The sequence below is a fragment of the Yoonia sp. genome (assembly GCF_042093035.1).
In the GTDB taxonomy this organism is placed as follows: Bacteria; Pseudomonadota; Alphaproteobacteria; order Rhodobacterales; family Rhodobacteraceae; genus Yoonia.
Genome location: NZ_JBELFI010000055.1, coordinates 1 through 15673, shown reverse-complemented (window position 1 = coordinate 15673; position 15673 = coordinate 1). Strand labels below are relative to the sequence as shown.

14 protein-coding genes are annotated in these 15673 nt (G+C 56.2%); 5 read left to right on the top strand and 9 right to left on the bottom strand.

The window, feature by feature from the left end:
* Positions 1 to 859: rhodanese-related sulfurtransferase (locus ACFDSS_RS08655; RefSeq protein WP_375255364.1), on the bottom strand; the 859-nt coding region annotated here is incomplete at its 3' end.
* A 124-nt stretch (positions 860 to 983) separates the two neighbouring features.
* On the opposite strand from ACFDSS_RS08655, the gene pncA reads away from it, so the two are divergent.
* Both pncA and pncB read left to right on the top strand, forming a co-directional pair.
* A complete protein-coding gene (pncA, locus tag ACFDSS_RS08650; protein ID WP_375255365.1) occupies positions 984 to 1577 on the top strand; it encodes a bifunctional nicotinamidase/pyrazinamidase in 594 nt (197 codons plus the stop codon).
* A gap of 273 nt (positions 1578 to 1850) precedes the next feature.
* Entirely contained in the window at positions 1851 to 3143 is a 1293-nt protein-coding gene (pncB, locus tag ACFDSS_RS08645; RefSeq protein ID WP_375255363.1) for a nicotinate phosphoribosyltransferase, read from the top strand.
* A 79-nt stretch (positions 3144 to 3222) separates the two neighbouring features.
* Here the strand turns inward: pncB and ACFDSS_RS08640 are convergent, their stop codons facing one another.
* From ACFDSS_RS08640 to ACFDSS_RS08615, 6 genes are all read right to left on the bottom strand, one after another.
* Complete coding sequence (locus ACFDSS_RS08640; protein ID WP_375255362.1) at positions 3223 to 4248, bottom strand: GGDEF domain-containing protein; 1026 nt, start codon at positions 4246 to 4248, stop codon at positions 3223 to 3225.
* 160 nt (positions 4249 to 4408) lie between these two features.
* Entirely contained in the window at positions 4409 to 4822 is a 414-nt protein-coding gene (arfB, locus tag ACFDSS_RS08635; RefSeq protein WP_375255361.1) for an alternative ribosome rescue aminoacyl-tRNA hydrolase ArfB, read from the bottom strand.
* A 303-nt stretch (positions 4823 to 5125) separates the two neighbouring features.
* Positions 5126 to 5767 (bottom strand): queuosine precursor transporter, encoded by a 642-nt coding sequence (locus ACFDSS_RS08630; RefSeq protein ID WP_375255360.1) that lies wholly within the window; start codon positions 5765 to 5767, stop codon positions 5126 to 5128.
* 69 nt (positions 5768 to 5836) lie between these two features.
* Positions 5837 to 6685 (bottom strand): esterase-like activity of phytase family protein, encoded by an 849-nt coding sequence (locus ACFDSS_RS08625; RefSeq protein WP_375255359.1) that lies wholly within the window; start codon positions 6683 to 6685, stop codon positions 5837 to 5839.
* A complete protein-coding gene (gene mepA / locus ACFDSS_RS08620; protein ID WP_375255358.1) occupies positions 6686 to 7588 on the bottom strand; it encodes a penicillin-insensitive murein endopeptidase in 903 nt (300 codons plus the stop codon).
* Positions 7570 to 8949, bottom strand: coding sequence for an MFS transporter (locus ACFDSS_RS08615; protein WP_375255357.1), 1380 nt, complete (start codon positions 8947 to 8949; stop codon positions 7570 to 7572). Before ACFDSS_RS08615 ends, mepA begins: the two co-directional genes overlap by 19 nt.
* Positions 8950 to 9242: 293 nt before the next feature.
* On the opposite strand from ACFDSS_RS08615, the gene ACFDSS_RS08610 reads away from it, so the two are divergent.
* The 3 genes from ACFDSS_RS08610 to ACFDSS_RS08600 all read left to right on the top strand — a co-directional run bounded on the left by ACFDSS_RS08610 (position 9243) and on the right by ACFDSS_RS08600 (position 14025).
* Positions 9243 to 9530, top strand: coding sequence for a YggT family protein (locus tag ACFDSS_RS08610; RefSeq protein ID WP_375255356.1), 288 nt, complete (start codon positions 9243 to 9245; stop codon positions 9528 to 9530).
* A gap of 147 nt (positions 9531 to 9677) precedes the next feature.
* On the top strand, positions 9678 to 12446 hold the full coding sequence (fdhF, locus tag ACFDSS_RS08605; protein ID WP_375255355.1) for a formate dehydrogenase subunit alpha: 2769 nt from the start codon (positions 9678 to 9680) through the stop codon (positions 12444 to 12446).
* Positions 12447 to 12549: 103 nt separating this feature from the next.
* On the top strand, positions 12550 to 14025 hold the full coding sequence (locus ACFDSS_RS08600; RefSeq protein WP_375255354.1) for a peptidoglycan-binding protein: 1476 nt from the start codon (positions 12550 to 12552) through the stop codon (positions 14023 to 14025).
* 41 nt (positions 14026 to 14066) lie between these two features.
* Here ACFDSS_RS08600 and ACFDSS_RS08595 read toward each other — a convergent pair whose 3' ends face one another.
* Complete coding sequence (locus ACFDSS_RS08595) at positions 14067 to 15263, bottom strand: ABC transporter substrate-binding protein (RefSeq protein WP_375255353.1); 1197 nt, start codon at positions 15261 to 15263, stop codon at positions 14067 to 14069.
* A 154-nt stretch (positions 15264 to 15417) separates the two neighbouring features.
* Positions 15418 to 15543 (bottom strand): type B 50S ribosomal protein L36, encoded by a 126-nt coding sequence (gene ykgO, locus ACFDSS_RS08590; protein ID WP_010141322.1) that lies wholly within the window; start codon positions 15541 to 15543, stop codon positions 15418 to 15420.
* Between the last annotated feature and the right edge of the window lie 130 nt (positions 15544 to 15673).

The window sequence follows — 15673 nt, the reverse complement described above, 5'->3', positions numbered from 1 at the left end:
TTTGCTTCTGCCGCTCCCGAAAGCGCGCCTTGTCCTCATCAGTTGTTGCATCGGCGCATTGATGGCAAGCAACGCCCTGTTCAAACTTGGGATGATTGCGATCTTCGGGCAAAAGCGGTCTGCGGCAGGCATGGCAAAGGACATGCGGGCCTTCCTCAAGCCCGTGCCCGACGCTCACCCGGGCGTCAAAGACGAAACATTCGCCGTCCCACTTGCTTTCTGCCTGAGGCACCTCTTCGAGATACTTCAGGATACCGCCCTTCAGGTGATAGACGTCCTCTACCCCCTGTCCCATCAGGTAATTCGTCGATTTTTCGCAGCGAATGCCACCCGTGCAGAACATCGCAATTTTCTTGTTATGAAAGCGATGTTTGTTTTCTTCCCACCATGCGGGGAATTCGCCAAATGACTTTGTTTGCGGGTCGATCGCACCGTCAAACGTGCCAATAGCGACTTCATAATCGTTGCGCGTATCAATCACCGCCACATCCGGCGCGCTTATCAAATCATTCCACTCAGCGGGATCAACATAGTGGCCAACGCGCGCGACGGGGTCCACATCCGGCTGGCCCATGCTCACAATTTCGCGTTTGAGGCGCACTTTCATGCGGTGGAATGGCGGCGTTTCCGCGGTGCTTTCTTTCCATTCCAAATCGCTGCAACCAGGAAGGCCACGGATATGCGCAAGCACCGCATCAATGCCCTGACGGCTGCCCGCGATTGTGCCGTTGATCCCTTCATGCGCCAACAAGAGCGTGCCAGTGATCCCCGATGACTTGCAAAGATTGAGCAATGGGCCCTGCAAGACGGCCGGGTCGTCAACCCGGGTGAAGTGGTAAAGTGCGGCAATAGTATACATGATTGTCAATTACGCCTGTCCGTCCTGCAGGTAAAGCCGCCTTGCGCGTGAAAAGCGAACGACATTGCAACTGCGAAACAGCGCTGGCACATTGCCGCATACGGACCAATCGGAGCAGATCACCATGACCCACGCCTTGCTTGTCATCGACGTTCAGAATGATTTCTGCCCCGGCGGGGCACTTGCAGTCAACGAAGGGGACATCATTGTGCCGCAGATCAACGCGTTGATGGCGGATTTTGAGGCCGTAATCCTGACCCAAGACTGGCATCCTGCGGGGCATTCCTCTTTTGCGACTTCGCATGGGGCGGAACCGATGCAAATGATTGAGATGCCTTATGGCCCGCAAGTGCTTTGGCCGGATCATTGTATTCAGGGCAGCGAAGGGGCTGCATTTCATGCGGAACTGAAGACTGACCGCGCCGATCTTATTGTTCGAAAAGGGTATAACCCGGCGATCGACAGTTATTCTGCATTCTTTGAAAACGACAAGACAACGCCGACGGGTTTGGAAGGGTATTTGCGTACCCGCGAGATCACACAACTGACGCTCGTCGGTTTGGCGACAGATTTTTGCGTGGCTTATTCGGCTGTGGACGCGGCAAAATTGGGCTTCCAAGTCACCGTCAAAATGGATCAATGCCGTGCGATTGACTTTAACGGATCGCTGGACGCGGCCAAAAAAACGTTGACAGAAGCCGGGGTCGCAGTCGCTTGATGCCCTGCACCGGGTAACCCAATTTTTCATCCACCGGCGATGAGGATGGTACATTATTCGGCCAAACCCCTGATGTCTGGCGCCTGCCAAATGCAAGCGGTAATAAATTGCTCGGTAATCCGGGGCCGGGAATAGGGGCGGCTGTCTTTCTTTGCGCCCAGTTTATCGCCGAGCAAGCAAAGCCACCAACTGCCGTCGCAGCGACGCGGCCCTCTTGCCAGCAAAGCAACGGCTTGATCTAAACAAACGGCAAAATCAGAGGAAAAGCATCGCATGGTCGATATTGCCACCCGGGTTTGGAACCACAAATGGAAGATTGATCCCATTGTGCGGTCTCTGATTGATACGGATTTTTACAAGCTCTTGATGTGTCAGTCCGTTTTTCGCAATCATCCCGATACGGTTGTGCAGTTTTCGCTAATAAACCGCACGAAATCCATCCGTCTCGCTGAACTCGTTGATGAGGGAGAGCTGCGTGAGCAGCTCGATCACATTCGGTCTTTGCGGTTGACGCGCGGCGAAAGCACATGGCTGCGCGGCAATACATTTTATGGCCGCCGTCAGATGTTTACGCCTGCATTTATGGAATGGTTCGAAAACCTGCAGTTGCCGCCCTATCATCTTGAAAAGAAAGACGGCCAATATGAGTTGACTTTCGAAGGGACGTGGCCAGAGGTCATGTTGTGGGAAATTCCGGCCCTTGCCGTGATTATGGAATTGCGCGGCAGAGCGGTCCTCAAGGACATGGGGAAATTTGAGCTGCAGGTGCTCTACGCGCGTGCCATGACGAAGCTGTGGGAAAAAGTCGACCAGCTCAAGCCGATCAAAGATCTGCGGGTCGCGGACTTCGGTACGCGCAGGCGGCATTCCTACCTTTGGCAGGACTGGTGTGTACAGGCGATGATGGAAGGGCTTGGTCACAGTTTTACGGGCACCTCCAATTGCCGTATCGCGATGATGCGCGAGATCGAGGCGATCGGAACCAATGCCCACGAACTGCCAATGGTCTATGCCGCGCTCGCTGATAACGATGTTGCGCTTCGCCAATCGCCCTATGATGTCCTGGCGGATTGGCAGGAGGAACATGACGGCAATCTGCGGATCATTCTTCCCGACACCTATGGGACGGAAGGGTTTCTGAAAGAGGCACCGGACTGGTTGGCCGGGTGGACGGGCATGAGGGTTGACAGCGGTGATCCGGCGCAGGGGGCGGAATTTGCAATTCAGTGGTGGACATCGCGCGGCGAAGATCCGCGCGAAAAACTGGTCATCTTCTCTGACGGTTTGGATGTCGAAAAAATCACTGCGCTCCATCATCAATTTTCGGGGCGTGTGCGTGTCTCTTTTGGTTGGGGCACAATGCTGACGAACGATTTTATTAACCTTGTTGACAACAATGCACTGGCCCCTTTCTCTTTGGTTTGCAAAGCGGTTTCAGCGAATGACCGCCCAACAGTCAAGCTGAGCGACAACCCAAATAAGGCAATGGGGCCAAAGGATGAAATTGCGCGCTACAAACGTGTTTTCGCAGTTGGGCAACAAGAGGCAATCGACGTAAAAGTCTAGCACGACACTGCTAGCGATTGCTGCTCGGGGCATTGCGACGCCAATATTGGGTCACATTCCACCAGCGCCGTCGAATTGCCTACGCCGGGATCGCTTCGTCTTCCAAGTGGCCATAGGCTATCCGAACCCTGTTTTTGCCCGCCGTTTTCGCGAGAAGAAGCTCTGCATCGGCACGCCTGGCCATTTGATCGATCGGCATCATGGACTTGCTCCAAAACCCGCCAATCGTAATTGACACGAAGAAAAGGGCATCTGAATGACGGAATTTTTGTCCTGATATCGCCGCGCAAAACCTATCGGCAATTCCCTGCACGTCACCGCGGCCGAGCATTGGAAAATAGACCGAGAACTCATCACCGCCCTGACGCGCAAATATGGCACCGTCGCGGATAATCACCTTGAGCCGTGCGGCAATGATTGCAAGCGCCGCGTCACCAACGTCATGGCCGTACCGGTCGTTGATCGCCTTGAAATTATCAACGTCAAAGTACAGGATTGCATGACCCTGCGATGGATCAAATTTTGCAAATTTGACTGCAGTCTCCATGCCGCGCCGATTCAGCAAAGTCGTCAGCGCGTCGGTCTGTGCCTGAGACTGCATCGTTTCGCGTTCAGAAAAATATGCGCTTTCGCGTCGGAAAACGTAGCCAATGGCAATGATCCCCAATGTGTTACCGATCAGAAGTACTGGTGCAACCGCCGCAACAAGGGGCAATGCGATATCAGAAGGAAGAATGAAAAGCGCGTTGGCCGAAAGCGTCAGGAAACCACCAAGCCCTATGTCGTGTGCAATGGCTGTTTTCACGCGCTTGGCCAGGAGCTGGCGCCAGATCAACGCAAGCCCAAGCGCCAAGAGCAAGCCGACAACCCCCGTCAGCATGCCCGAGCCACCAATGTAGACCCGCGCGGCAATGCCAAACATCACGGCAATAAAACCTGCGAGCGGACCAACAAACACGGTCGCGGCCCCCGCAAGCAATGTCCGCATGTCGAAAATAAGCCCTTCATCTATCTGGATCGGGTTTGTCATTCCAAAGACCATTACGCCGCCAAAAACGCATCCAAAGGCCAGTTGCTCATATTGTTTTGCGTGAAATTGTCGCATCACTGTGGATAGCAAGAATGCTAAACTCATCATGGCGAGGACGGGTGGTAAAAGAACCTGAAATTGAAACATCAAGACGTATCCGAATAAACTGTTTCAGACACTGCAGCATACTTCTTAAGAACAAGTAATTAACGATGAATAAGTCGTAATTTTTGGACTATTCGTCAATCGGACCGCGCAAGGCCTTGATGTCGCCACGCTGCTTTTTGGCCGTCAGACGGCGTCTGACGGATCCGTATGTCGGCTTTGTAGCCACCCTGGGTTTTTGTTTTTCTGTTGCTTTTACAATCAGTTCCTTCAAACGCTGCTTGGCAATTTCGCGATTGCGGGCCTGACTGCGGGTGTCTTGCACAAAAATCACAACGGCACCGTCTTGCGTCCAGCGGCGTCCGGCCAACCGCCGCAGCCGTGACTTCACAGCCGACGAGAGACTAGGCGAACGCGCTGCTTCGAAACGCAATTCAACCGCCGTCGATACCTTGTTCACATTCTGACCACCGGGACCGGAGGCGCGCGTGAAACTCTCGGTCAATTCCCAGTCGGCAATCTCGATTTTGTCGTTAATCTTCATCTTGGCCCAAAAACTCCCGCCGGAGGCTTCCAACGATCATAACGCATCATTACTCAAAAGGAAAAAGGGCTACCCCGACGATGGGATAGCCCTTTCCTGATCTACGGAGGTGGGTCGGTTAGGATTGCCACCTTGGGGTCACTTCAGCCAAGGGCTGCCCTAGCTGCGGTCCTCCCAAGTTGTCCCGATACACGTCTCCAATACCTCATGATGCACTGGATCACCTCCTTTCAAATGTTTCGCCTGAACTTAGATTCGCACAGATCTGGTATATTTCAAGAAAAAAGATACCTGATTTCGTATTTATAAGCTGCGCGCCATAACACGCCCAACAATGATGCGAAACGGCACCAAAGCGAGCAAAGCAATCGAAAGCTTCACACCCCAGTCAGCCACCGCAAGCGATACCCAAAGCGGGACCAGTGGACCGCCGTTCAGGAATGGCACGGCGTCTTGTGCCCAGATTACGTCCTCCGCCGCGAAGGTGCTGAAGCCGTTGAAGACGGCGGCAAAAGCGATGCTGAAAAAGATCGCCGTATCGACTGTCGACCCGACAAGCGTGCTACCCAGCGGTGCTTTCCACCAAGACCCGGCCCGCAGCCGGTCAAACACAGCGATATCCAGAAGCTGTGCAATCAAGAACGCGGTGGCAGAGCCGATCGCGATGCGCAGGGCAACAGCGGGATATTGGTAACCGTCACCTTGCAACATGATCTGGCTGCCAATCAGCGAGCTGATGATACCAACGATGAGGCCAGAGAACACAACCTTGCGCGCGGCGTTTGGCCCATACACCCGGTTCATCACATCCGTGACAAGAAACGCCAGCGGATATGTAAAGGCCCCCCATGTGAGCAACCCATCAAGAATGAGAAATTGAACCAGTATATTGGACGCCACAACGATGGTGGCCATGGCGATGACGCCGGGAAGGATGCGTGTCATGTGAAATTCCGTTTTGACAAGGGTGCGGCACTTGGCCCCCGACCGGGGACAGCGCGATCTAACGCCTGCCTAATCGTCCGTCAACCGGTATTCGACGATCTCTGTTCTTTGCCAGCTGCGGTAGTTGTCATCCGAAATCAACGTCAACCGAAGCCCTTCGGCGTCTTCCCAAACACTGATACCTTCAAGATTATCATGGGTCAGAACATCCGTTTCCAGCAAAGTTTCCTCCCCCGAACCATCCGGCCCAAAGCGCCGAATGCGTGTGCGAAATCCAACCAAGACAAAGTCGCGTTCAAGGATATAGAACCGCCCGTCGGGTCCAATGTCCGCACCGGTGACCAGAAACGGACCACGGCGCGGGATCTCGAACGCGACATCCCAATTTCCGTCGATCAGTCGCCAAACCGGAAATGGACGGGTTGGCCTGCCAGAGCGCTCAGGGATCACAAAGAGCGCCCCACCCGCATCCAAAGCCAGCGCCTCCAACGAAGAATTGGGCTGCATGGCACTGAATGCGTCAGTCCGCATCAACGCCCCCATGGTGTTCCCGTTCACACGGCGGACCCCGTGCCTCCACTCAAACGAGACATATATCTGGCCATCGGTATCTACTGCCAAACCTTCACTATCCCGATCTGCGCGCGAAAGATCGGTACCAGTGGACGAAATGAAGGGGTCAAAGCTATTCAATTTGATTCCGGCCAGCATCCCGTCCACGCGATCAAAGCTTCCCCTGGCGATTAGCCCGAGATCACTGATCGCGACAAAATCGCGACCGTTGTCAGATACTTCAATTGCGGAAAAGCCGCCAAACCGAGGGTGATTTGACGTCCATTCAAAGCTGCCAAGATGCACGAGCTCTGCCGGAGCAGGCCCTGCGACGAGCAGCAGAAATGCACTGATAAATGCGCGCACCTAGTTGGCGTTCATGACAGCAAGGCACTGACCCGGCAAATTTGCCATCGTCAGTTCAGGGCGGGGTTCTGGTGGCGTTGCGTCAGGTGCGCGAGGAGCCGGGTTCAGGATGCGATCAACCCAATCCTGGGCATCCGCACAGCCATCGCCGGGCGGCGGTGGGGCCTGATTGGTGCAACCACTGTCACCATCAGGGCAATTCAGACGCACGTGGATATGTGCATAATGTCCCCACCATGGCCGCACTTTGTTCAGCCAGCTGCGATCTCCGGTTGCTGAGTTGCACATCGCCACTTTCGCACCGGGGAATATAAAGATCCGGGCCACACGCGGATCAGAGGCCGCAGCGCGGACAACGGCTTCATGTTGCGGGGTCCAGCGATCATTGGTGAATGCACCTGCCGCGCGGCGCAACGAAACCGATGAAATCTGCTCGCGTTCCTGCACTGACAAGTCCAACCGTGCGGGCGGCAACATCCAGATGTCAACATCCAGCCCCGATTGATGACTGCTATGACCTGTCAACATGGGGCCGCCGCGTGGCTGGCTCAAGTCGCCAATATATAGTCCTTTCCACCCATCTTGCGTGGCGGCAAAGCGGCTCAGGTCGCGCACGAAATCAAGCGTTTCAGGCTGCGCCCAGTTGCGGTTGCGTGACAGGCGCATCGCTTGCCAGGTCGGGCCGGTTTCATCGAGTTGTTCTGCGCCAGCCTGACAACCGCGCGCATAACCGCCGATCGCCTCCGACATTTGCGCCGATGCAACGGGGGCCGCGCCAAAGAGGGTCTTTGCGATCCGCGTATCATTGACGTTTTGCGTCGATAAGTTGACGACAGGCGGGTCCTCTGTCTGACAGGCCGTCAATCCGGCCACCAAAACAACTGCTACGATAAAGCGGACCATTCTGCGCGATCTCCATCTTTGTTGACCCAGCGTAACAAGAAAAGGCCAATCAGGAAAAGAAAGATTACAGGCAAAAACCCTAATTGATTGTTACCGGTCAAGAACGTGAACAAAGTAATCATGCCGGGTGCGAGAAATGCAGTCGCCTTGCCAGACAGCGCAAACAGGCCAAAGGCTTCGGCGGGCCGTTCGGGATGGGTATGCCGCACCATCAGAGACCGTGAAGCCGCATACACCGCACCCCCCGCACCGCCAATGCACACGCCACAGACATAGAATATCAAATCGGGCAACTCTGACCCTTCGGAAAACGGCACGCCAAAAATGGCGTCACGCGACATGCCTACAATGATGACCGAAACACCTACCAGGGTCCAGACGCTCACCAAAATGACGGGTTTTGGCCCGTAGCGTTGATCCGCCAGACCTGCCAGCCATGTTGTGATTGCCGCGGCAATTGCCGCGATAATGCCAAAGACACCGATCTGGATCGTCTGCCAGTCCAGCACCAGCGCCGCATAAACACCGCCAAAGGCGTAAAGCGCGTTCAGCGCATCACGATAGAACATGGAGCCAACAAGGAAATTCAGCAGGCTTTTGCGATGCAAGACTGAGCGAAGCGTTGTCAGCAACTCCCCCCAAACGGCAGTCAGCTTTGTGGGTTTCTTGGCAACTCTTGGGTCATCGCGCACGAACATGAAGAACGGGATGATGAAGATTGCATACCAGATAGCGATGAAAGGGCCGACCGACCGCGTGCCTTCGCGCATCTCAGGGTCGAGGCCGAACAACGGCGCATTGCCGAGCAAGGTCAGGCCCTGATCGTTCTCCGCCAGCAACAGCAGCATGATGAAGAGCGACGTCACACCGCCCCAATAGCCGAACGCCGCACCAGAGCCCGATATCCGCCCCACCTCTTTGTCAGTTCCAAGCGATGGCAGGATCGCATTGACGAAGTTCAGGGCACTCTCGGCGGCAAAGAAGCCGAGGTAGAACATGACCATCATAAAGATCAGCGCGGAACCATCCGGTTTCAACCCCCAGAGCATGAAGGTTGTGACTACGTAAACAACTGAAAAGAAAGCGATCCACGGCATTTTGCGTCCTGAATTGTCCGCAAACGCACCAAGAAAAGGGGCCGTGAATGCGATCAGCAATCCAGCGATCATCTGGCCGAGTGACCAAACCCATTGCGCCCTTGCATCGGCGGCGGCTTCAATCATGCCAGTGCCCAGAAAATACTCTGTCGCGACCACTGCGAAATAGGGGCCAAAGATAAAGGTCAGACCAAGCGTGTAAAAAGGCTGAGAGGCCCAATCAAAAGCCATCCATCCCCAGATGCGTTTCTTGGATACCGCCATGACTTCTTCCCCGCCCGTCGTTGAAGGAATAAGACACAGAGAAAGCTGCCAGTGGCAAGCAAAGCTTTCGGCTAAGCTTTTGACGTTCGGTCAAATTCCGCGGGCCAGACCGCTCCGCCGCTGCGCGGGATTGATGAAGTGGATAACCGGGTAGACATGCCCGTTCCAATCTTTGCCTCCCGCTTTGCGATGCAGTACTGGCGACATCAGATTCTACTTTGCGCCAAGCTTGACCTTGTCGCCGCCGCGTCAAAAGCTTAGATCACTGCAAACGACAAATGAGGACGCGATACATGCTGACTATTCTTCAAGCCTTGCTGCTTATCATTGGCGTGCTGCGCTTCCTTGTTATCGCGCATTTCATCATGAGTTGGCTGATCCGCTTTGAAGTCCTGAACGTCCGGCAGGAATTTGTCGGTCAGGTTTGGTATGGGTTGGAGCGGGTCTTGGAGCCGATCTACAGCCGGGTGCGCCGCTTCATGCCGGATCTTGGCGGGATTGATCTGTCGCCGATTGTCGTCCTTGTCGGTCTGGAAATCCTGCGCATCTTCCTGATTAACAATCTGACCGCATTCATCTAAACCGCTGGATTTGCGGCGGAACTGAAACGCATTCCGCCTATCGGAAATCCGCTATGGCGCAAATGCGCCGCTTGCGGTCGCGCATGGCCTTTCTGTGAATTGACGAAGATGGTGTAGTCTGGCCAAGCCAGACTTGGGAGTCGTCAGATGTCAGACCGCGTTACCTTTACGCTCGACGGGGAAACCGTCACCGCTGAAGCGGGTGAGACGATTTGGGAAGTCGCCAATGGACGAGGTCTGGTAATCCCGCATCTTTGCCATAAACCGGCACCCGGCTACCGTTCTGACGGGAACTGCCGCGCGTGTATGGTCGCGATTGAGGGTGAGCGGACCTTGGCTGCCAGCTGCATTCGTGAACCCGCCGAAGGCATGGTTGTGACAACCGATCAGCCCCGCGAAAAGCAAGCCCGGCGCATGGTCATGGAACTGCTTGTCGCGGACCAACCCGCCCAAGACATCGCCCATGATAAATCCTCGCATCTATGGGATATGGCCGCGACGCAGGATGTCAGCGCGAGCCGTTTCCCAAGGCAAGAGCCGGGTCACATCCCACTGCTTGATGACAGCCATGTGGCAATGTCGGTCAACCTCGACGCTTGCATCCAATGCGGGCTTTGCGTGCGTGCCTGCCGTGAAGTGCAGGTGAATGATGTAATCGGTATGGCCGGGCGAGGTGGGCATGCCTATCCGGTCTTTGATATGGACGACCCGATGGGCGCGTCCTCTTGCGTGGCTTGTGGTGAATGTGTGCAGGCCTGCCCGACCGGTGCGTTGCTGCCTGCAACCGTCACCGATGAAAACCAGATGGGTGATACCAAGGACTACGACCGCGAAGTCGAAAGCGTGTGCCCGTTCTGTGGTGTCGGCTGTCAGGTTTCGCTCAAGATCAAGGATAACAAGGTAAAGTTTGTCGAAGGTATCAATGGCCCCGCGAACGAAGGCCGCCTCTGCGTCAAGGGCCGTTTTGGTTTCGACTATATTCACCACGATCACCGCATCACCAAACCCCTGATCCGCCGCGACGATGCGCCTGCGAAAGGTCTGAATGTCGATCCGGGCAATTGGCAGGCACATTTCCGGGAAGCGACCTGGGAAGAGGCGCTGGATGCTGCCGCAAACGGTCTCAAGGAGATCGGCGGCACGGGTGTTGCAGGTTTCGGTTCAGCCAAATGCACCAACGAAGAAGCCTATCTTTTCCAAAAGCTGATTCGCCAAGGCTTCGGTCACAACAACGTCGATCACTGCACGCGACTGTGCCATGCGTCCTCTGTTGCCGCGCTGATGGAGAACGTCGGTTCCGGTGCTGTGACCGCGACCTTCAATGAAATCGAAAACGCGGATGTGGCCATCGTGATCGGCGCCAACCCGATTGAAAACCATCCCGTTGCGGCGACCTATTTCAAGCAATTCACCAAACGCGGTGGCAAGCTGATCGTGATGGACCCGCGCGGACAAGCGCTCAAGCGGTTTGCATCGCACATGCTGCAATTCCGGCCCGGCGCGGATGTGTCGATGCTGAACGCGATCATGCATGTGATTGTGCAAGAAGGGCTTTACGACCAGCAGTACATCGAAGCCTACACCGAAAACTGGGACGCCGAGAAAGCGCATCTGGCGGATTTCACGCCTGAAAAGATGCAGGAGATCTGCGGCATTGATGCCGAGACATTGCGCGACGTAGCCCGCACCTTTGCGGGTGCAAAGGCTGCGATGATTTTCTGGGGCATGGGCATCAGCCAACACATCCACGGCACTGACAATTCGCGCTGCCTGATTAGCCTTGCGCTAATGACGGGGCAGGTGGGCCGCCCCGGTGCTGGATTGCATCCGTTGCGCGGCCAGAACAACGTGCAGGGTGCATCTGATGCGGGCCTGATACCGATGTTCTTGCCGGATTATCAGCCCGTTGGGGACGACGGCGTGCGGTCTGCCTTCCAAGAGATATGGCAGGAAGGGACGATTGACCCCAACAAGGGCCTGACCGTGACCGAGATCTTGGATGCGGTCCATGCTGGTGATATTCACGGGATGTATATCCTGGGCGAAAACCCCGCGATGTCGGACCCCGACGTGGAACATGCCCGTGACGCTTTGGCGAAACTGAAGCATCTGGTGGTGCAGGACATCTTTATTACCGAAACTGCCAACTACGCCGATGTCATCCTGCCTGCCTCCGCCTTTGCCGAGAAATCCGGCACCGTGACAAACACCAACCGGCAGGTTCAGATGGGCCGTCCGGCGGTGCCGCCTCCGGGGGATGCGAAGGAAGACTGGTGGATCACCGTTGAGTTGGCCAAGCGTTTGGGCCTGACGTGGAAGTACACCCACCCATCCGAGGTTTTCGCAGAAATGGCGCTATCGATGAAATCGCTCAGCAATATCACATGGGAGCGTCTGGAGCGCCAGAACGCGGTGACCTACCCATCGCTATCACCCGAAGACCCCGGCCAGCCGATTGTGTTCGGCGACGGTTTCCCGCGCGAGAACGGACGGGCGAAATTCACACCGGCGAGTATTATCGCACCGGATGAAGCCCCTGACGCGGAATACCCGATGATTATGACAACCGGCCGCCAGTTGGAGCATTGGCACACCGGCTCCATGACGCGCCGTTCAAAAGTACTGGACGCGGTGGAGCCGGAAGCAAACTGTTCGCTGCATCCCGCAACGCTGCGCAAACTTGGCGTGGAGCCGGGTGGCATGGTCAAAGTCTCAAGCCGTCGTGGGAGTATTACGATCATGGCGCGGGCGGATCGCGCTGTATCGCCTGATATGGTCTTTGTGCCCTTCGCCTTTGTAGAAGCTGCGGCGAATGTGCTGACCAATCCGGCCGTCGATCCTTACGGCAAAATCCCCGAGTTCAAGTTCTCGGCGGTCAAGGTTGAAAAGGCAGAGACCGCTGTGGCTGCCGAATAAGGCCCGACGCTATTGAATAGCAATCATGGGTTCATCTAGCTTTGGCGCTATAGCGCTCGGGGCAGCTCTTGCGTTGACCAAAGAACAACCAAGGAGACGCACCGTGCGCCAACTGACCATGATCGCGGCCATCGCCGTATTCGCCATGCCTGCCTTTGCCGATGATACTGCGGTGCTCATGGGGGTGCCGCGCTATGATGATTTGCGACGTGTGAGTGGTGGCGCTGACTTGCTGGATGCGGCGCAGGATCTGCGGGACGCGGGTTACCTTGTGACGACGCTTGAAAATGGCGCAGCGGCTGACATGAAGCGTCTCATGGCCAATTTCAGCGAAGCTGCCGGATCGGGTGATCGGTTGGTTGTCGGGCTTTCCGGTCGCTTTGCGACGGATGGCACCCGGACCTGGTTCCTCTCTGAGGATACACCAACGCCCACGCCGTTTGGGTTGGATAGCGCAATCTCGGTTGAAACAGTGATGCAGGTGCTGGCGCAATCGCCGGGGCAGGCGGTGCTTGTTTTGGGGTACCAACAGGCGAATTTTGCCAGCTTCGGGCCATATCTGCGTGAAGGGGTTGGCGCACTCGATGTCCCACAGGGCGTGACCGTGATTTACGGTGAACCAAGCGCGCTTGATGATGTGCTTAGCGATGCCATCGCGTCACCGGGGGAAAATGTCGTTGCATTCGTGCGGAGCAACCGTCGGCTCAATTTGCTTGGTTTCCAACCGGAAACGCTGGTTATGCAGCCAGAGCGATCAGTTCAAGAAGCAACGGCACCGGCAGTCGATACGAGCATCGCGGCATGGAACGCTGCACAGCAGGCCAATACGATTGACGCCTATCGCGACTTCATCGCTGACTACCCCGCAAGCCCGTTCACGGCTGAAGCGGATCGCAGGATCACAGAATTGGAACGTGACCCGACCCGGCTTGCGGAATTGGCCGAAGAGGGGCTCAAACTATCGCGCAATGAGAGACGCGCCATCCAAAGTGATTTGGTGGTACTGGGCTATGATACGCGCGGCGTTGATGGTATTTTCGGGCCGGGCACACGCGGGGCGATCCGCAATTGGCAGCAAGACAACGGCTTTGCGCAGACCTCTTACCTGACGCCGTCACAAATCAACCGTATCGATGGACAAGCCAGCCGCCGAACAGCAGAAATCGAAGCCGAACAAGCGCGGGCGCTAGAGGAGGCCAAACGTCTCGACCGGGAGTATTGGGAAGAAACCGGCGCGCAGGGGGATCAGGCAGGATACCGGGCCTATCTGGAACGCTACCCTGAAGGTATTTTCGCCGATGATGCCCGTGAGGCTTTGGCTGCGCTGAACCCGCCAGCCCCCAACAACCGAGATGCGCGTGCGCGCGAAGATGCGCTCAATATTAATCCGGTTCTGCGCCGGTTGATTGAAAGCAGGCTGGCTGGCCTCGGCTATAATCCGGGCCCGCAGGACGGGCGATTTGATCGCAATACACGGCGCGCGATTGCGGCTTATCAATCGGATCGGAACCTCACCGCGACCGGGTATATCGACCAACCTACGCTGGCGCGGCTGCTGTCGGATACTTTTGGCCGCTAGCCGCAGATAAAAGATGAAAGGCGGGTCTGTTTACGGCCCGCCTATTCCGCGCGAATGTAGCGTTCGGCAAGCAATCGAATAAAACCCTGGCCTGCTTCATATTGGCGGACACCAATGATGTAAGTGCCCGGCTGCACGCGCGCCATGACAAGGCTATCGAGCCCTTCGCCGTAGTCATCATTCTGGCCGATCTGGCGACCGAGGTCATCATAAACGACGGGCCAAGGGTCACTGCCGCCACCGCCAATGGCCTCGACCACCAAAAGCCCGGCGCTTTCGAAATCAAGGCTGAACCAAGTCGTATCAAGCGAGCCCGGCACGTCCTGCCGCGTCCGCGATTGCAAGACCCCAAGGTCGGTTACCGGAATGCTGCCATCAAGTGGTGGGGCAAGCTCTCCCTGAGAGTAAAGCGACAAGAGCGCCTCTTCGGGGTCATAGGTGTCGATACTGACCGTGATAGGGGCCTGTTCGTCGTTCAAAGCGTCAACGCCAAGGCAATATGTGCCGGGCGCCAGACCGCCTGACAGATCAATTCGCGCGTTCAACCCGTCAAAATCGTCGTTCTCGGCGATGTAGGTTTCATCCCCGTCGAAGAGCGTAATCAGAGGATCGGCATTTTCGTTTTCGGCGGTGATTGTGACGGGCATATTCTCCGAAATCGTGAAGCTCCAGAAAGGGGTTTGCGATGCAGACGCTGTCGCCGTTTCCCCAAGGGCGCCAAAAGGCACCGCATCCGCGCAACTGCCGGAGATTTCGCGTATCACGCCTTCCATTCCCAGTGTCAGCGGTTCATGCTCTTCTCGGCCCACGCGCACAAACGCGGTCATCGGGCCGCCATCGTAGCTGCGCATCGCCATGCAATATGTGCCGGCAACCAGCTCCAGTTCTGCACGCGACGCGCCATCGCCGCCTGAATCGTCATCGCTTACGATGATGCTACCCCCGGAATCGAGCAGGTCGATCACCGTGTCTCCTGATCCACGGCCCGCGGCTTCGACCCGGACTTGCGTCGTTTCGGACACTTGAAAGAGTGAGACATATTCATTGCCGCCCAACACAAGCGCCATTTGTTCGCGGTAATCATCCGTCGTCGCGATGTCGGAGGCGGCTTCGTCACCGCCAATCCAGATCCCGTTGTTACCCGCCCCGCCACAAAGACTGTCCTGTGCAAAAGCAGGTGTAGCCAACCCCAGCAAGAGGGCGGCTGTCGCGGATGATTTGAGATAAACAGATGGCATGAGATGGCGTCCCTTTGGCGTATGGCGTGACTGATTACAGCAACGTAACGCGGAGGACGCATAGAAGGCTAGGGTCAAGGGCTGCGAATTGTACAAAGAAAAAGCCGCAATCTGTGCAGGATCGCGGCCTCATCCATTGCTACTGTCGCAGATTTTAGCCCTGACGGGCTTTGAACCGGCGTTGCGTCTTGTTGATTACATAGACGCGGCCCTTACGGCGCACGACGCGGCAATCACGGTGACGCTGCTTGAGCGAGCGGAGGGAGTTGCGTACCTTCATGGGTCCGTTCCTTCATGTCGCGGCGCGCGGATTGCGCCTTGGGTTATAGTTTCGGGCCATTGACCCGGTGAATACATGGTGGACGATACTGGGATCGAACCAGTGACCCCTTCGATGTCAACGAAGTGCT

Excerpts from the sequence above, each read along its gene's own strand:
- pncA (WP_375255365.1), top strand. The coding sequence starts at position 984 with ATGACCCACGCCTTGCTTGTCATCGACGTTCAGAATGATTTCTGCCCC.
- pncB (WP_375255363.1), top strand. The coding sequence starts at position 1,851 with ATGGTCGATATTGCCACCCGGGTTTGGAACCACAAATGGAAGATTGAT.
- ACFDSS_RS08640 (WP_375255362.1), bottom strand. The coding sequence starts at position 4,248 with ATGCGACAATTTCACGCAAAACAATATGAGCAACTGGCCTTTGGATGC.
- arfB (WP_375255361.1), bottom strand. The coding sequence starts at position 4,822 with ATGAAGATTAACGACAAAATCGAGATTGCCGACTGGGAATTGACCGAG.
- ACFDSS_RS08630 (WP_375255360.1), bottom strand. The coding sequence starts at position 5,767 with ATGACACGCATCCTTCCCGGCGTCATCGCCATGGCCACCATCGTTGTG.
- mepA (WP_375255358.1), bottom strand. The coding sequence starts at position 7,588 with ATGGTCCGCTTTATCGTAGCAGTTGTTTTGGTGGCCGGATTGACGGCC.
- ACFDSS_RS08615 (WP_375255357.1), bottom strand. The coding sequence starts at position 8,949 with ATGGCGGTATCCAAGAAACGCATCTGGGGATGGATGGCTTTTGATTGG.
- ACFDSS_RS08610 (WP_375255356.1), top strand. The coding sequence starts at position 9,243 with ATGCTGACTATTCTTCAAGCCTTGCTGCTTATCATTGGCGTGCTGCGC.
- fdhF (WP_375255355.1), top strand. The coding sequence starts at position 9,678 with ATGTCAGACCGCGTTACCTTTACGCTCGACGGGGAAACCGTCACCGCT.
- ACFDSS_RS08595 (WP_375255353.1), bottom strand. The coding sequence starts at position 15,263 with ATGCCATCTGTTTATCTCAAATCATCCGCGACAGCCGCCCTCTTGCTG.
- ykgO (WP_010141322.1), bottom strand. The coding sequence starts at position 15,543 with ATGAAGGTACGCAACTCCCTCCGCTCGCTCAAGCAGCGTCACCGTGAT.